This window comes from Streptococcus infantis (assembly GCF_001579645.1).
Taxonomy (GTDB): Bacteria; Bacillota; Bacilli; order Lactobacillales; family Streptococcaceae; genus Streptococcus; species Streptococcus infantis_E.
In genome coordinates this window covers 116,827-119,978 of the sequence record NZ_KQ970823.1, presented here as the reverse complement: position 1 = coordinate 119,978, position 3,152 = coordinate 116,827, and the positions used below count along the sequence as shown (strand labels likewise).

At 42.2% G+C, this 3,152-nt stretch carries 3 protein-coding genes; 1 reads left to right on the top strand and 2 read right to left on the bottom strand.

The window, feature by feature from the left end:
• Window positions 1–1,167, bottom strand: a 1,167-nt coding sequence (gene glmS / locus SINDD18_RS11440) for a glutamine--fructose-6-phosphate transaminase (isomerizing) (RefSeq protein ID WP_241497365.1), incomplete at its 3' end; no start/stop codon positions are given.
• A gap of 182 nt (window positions 1,168–1,349) precedes the next feature.
• On the opposite strand from glmS, the gene SINDD18_RS11435 reads away from it, so the two are divergent.
• A complete protein-coding gene (locus tag SINDD18_RS11435; RefSeq protein WP_061863835.1) occupies window positions 1,350–1,508 on the top strand; it encodes a hypothetical protein in 159 nt (52 codons plus the stop codon).
• Between the two features lie 554 nt (window positions 1,509–2,062).
• Here the strand turns inward: SINDD18_RS11435 and SINDD18_RS08595 are convergent.
• On the bottom strand, window positions 2,063–3,152 hold a 1,090-nt coding region (locus SINDD18_RS08595; protein ID WP_153014453.1), incomplete at its 5' end, for an ATP-dependent DNA helicase RecG.

Sequence of the window (3,152 nt, the reverse complement as noted above, 5' to 3'; positions counted from 1 at the left end):
GTGAAGCAACATAGTATGGTTGGCTTCACGTGACAGAGTTGATCCTGGCACATTTGTCACTGTCAAGCTTGGAATTCCCATTTCATTGGCCTTGACCAAAACCTGACGGCTATCAGCTGTTTCACCAGATTGGCTGATAAAGATGAAGAGTGGTTTCTTGCTGAGTAGTGGCATACCGTAGCCCCACTCAGATGAGATACCAAGTTCAACTGGCGTATCTGTCAATTCTTCCAACATTTTCTTAGAAGCAAATCCTGCGTGGTAAGAAGTCCCAGCTGCTAGAATGTAGATGCGGTCTGAGTCTTGAACAGCCTTGATGATAGCAGGGTCCACCACTACTTGACCAGCCTCATCTGTATAGGCTTGGATCAACTTACGCATCACTGTTGGTTGCTCATCGATTTCTTTAAGCATGTAGTAAGGGTAAGTTCCCTTACCGATATCTGACAAGTCGAGCTCTGCAGTGTAGCTAGCACGCTCACGACTGTTGCCATCATAGTCTTGCACTTCAACGCCATCTTCCGTCACAATCACCAACTCTTGGTCATGGATTTCCATGTATTGGTTGGTTTCACGAATCATAGCCATGGCGTCTGAACAGACCATGTTGTAGCCTTCTCCAAGACCAATCAAAAGTGGTGATTTATTCTTAGCGACATAGATGACATCTGGATTTTCAGAGTCAATCAAGGCAAAGGCATAAGAACCACGGATGATGTGAAGAGCTTTTTTGAAGGCTTCAAGTACTGACATGCCGTCTTCTTCAACAAATTTTCCAATCAAGTGTACAGCGATTTCTGTATCTGTTTGTCCCCTGAAGTGGTGTCCTGCAAGGTAGCCTTCCTTGATTTCAAGATAATTTTCAATCACCCCATTGTGGACCAATACAAAACGTCCTGTCTCAGAGCGATGTGGGTGAGCATTGTCTTCTGTTGGTTTACCGTGAGTGGCCCAACGAGTATGCCCAATACCAGTTATCCCCTCAACGCCAGCAGTTTTAGCAGACAATTCTGCAATACGACCAACAGCCTTCACCAAATGGTTTTCAGCACCACCTAGGACAAAAATTCCCGCAGAATCATAACCACGGTATTCGAGCTTTTCAAGCCCTTGAATCAAAATATCAGTTGCATTTGTGTTTCCAACAACACCAACAATTCCACACATAGTATATACGACACAGACAAACTGTGCTTTCCCCTTAAATTGGTATAGTCTAATTCTCGCTTTGCAGAATCAGCAAAAACAGTATATACTTGTTTCTTTTACTTGTCAAGAATAAAAATTGGTATAGCGTGATTCTGCCGATTCTATCTACTAAAAATCTATCATATTTCGCCTAATACTCAATGAAAATCAAAGAGCAAACTAGAAAGCTAGCCACAGGTTGCTCAAAGCACTGCTTTGAAGTTGTAGATGAAACTGACGAAGTCAGTAACCACACATACGGCAAGGCGAAGCTGACGTGGTTTGAAGAGATTTTTGAAGAGTATAAAGCAAGTATTTAAAAAGGGCTCTATCGCCCTTAATAACTACTATTTTGTAGCAAGCTTGTCTGCCTTTACTACTTCTTGAAAGGTTTTTTGATAATTTACTTTAATCGTCATTGTCATGTGAGAGTCCTCGTTTCTTTTTGATGAACCCAGTATAAAATCCCTTCCTAAAACATAGCTTATATTTTCCTTAGAAAAGACTAAAAGTAACTTCTGACTCAATGAAAACGAAAGAGCAAACTAGAAAGCTAGTCACAGGTTTCTCAAAACACTGCTTTTAGATTGCATGTTAACACTAAGGTGTTGTTTGAAGTGATGTTGAAGTTTATACATTCAGTAAATCAAATGAACATAAGCACTTTTCTAAATCCCTTACCTGAGAATCCCATACAAAAAGAGCGTTACCGCTCTTTTACTTAGTATTTAGGAGAAGGGGTTTGTTCCTGTTGAAACGTTTTTTGGTAATTTACTTTAATTGTCATTGTCATGTGAGAGTCCTCGTTTCTTGTTGATGACTCTAGTATAGGCAATAACCCTAAAAGCAAACTTAAGATTTTCTTAGAAAAAGCTTAATCTAAATGTTCTTTCTTTTCTAGACTTAGGGCAATCATATGCCACTCTGGGTCCTCCTGCCAGTTAGGAAGGGAGCTGATATAACCAGCTACCTTACGTGCTTCCTCAAGTATTGGGAAGTCCTCGATAATATCAGCCACTTGAAACTCTGGTAGACCTGACTGTCTGGTTCCAAAGATCTCACCAGAGCCACGCATTTTCAAATCTTCTTCTGCAAGGACAAATCCATTGGTCGTTTCCGTCATGATGCGCATGCGATCCTTACCTGAGTCCGTTTTGGGATTGGCCACAAGTACCGCATAGGACTGCTTATCCCCACGACCTACACGACCCCGAAGCTGATGGAGTTGACTAAGCCCAAAACGATCAGCATCCATGATAATCATGACTGTCGCATTTGGCACATTGACCCCGACTTCGATAACCGTTGTCGAAACCAGAATATCAGTCTTTCTATCTTTGAACTCCTGCATAATCTGGTCTTTTTCATCACTCTTCATCTTACCGTGTAAGAGAGCAACTTTTGCTTTTTCCGCAAAATGAGCCGTCAATTCCTCCGATAAAGCAATAGCATTTTTAAGATCCAGGGCTTCAGATTCTTCAATCAAGGGCGAAATGACATAGGCTTGGGAGCCTTTCTGAATCTCACTCTCTAACCAAGTCAAGACCTGGGGCAGTTGTTCATGCTTGATCCAGCGTGTTACGATCGGTTTTCGTCCCGCTGGCATCTGGTCAATAATGGAAACATCCATATCTCCAAAAGCTGTGATGGCTAAGGTCCGTGGAATCGGAGTTGCCGTCATCATAAGGACATCTGGATTTTCTCCTTTTTCCCGTAAAATACGCCTTTGTCCTACACCAAATCGGTGTTGTTCATCGATGATAATCAAACCAAGTCGAGCGTACTCCACCCCATCCTGTATGAGGGCATGGGTACCGACGATCACATCAACCTCGCCCTTAGCAATCGTTTCCAAAACCGTGCGTTTTTCTGCAGCTTTTAGTGAACCCGTTAGGAGGGCTAGTTTCAAATCAGGAAAGAGACTTTCTAGACTTTCAAAATGTTGCTCTGCAAGGATCTCTGTC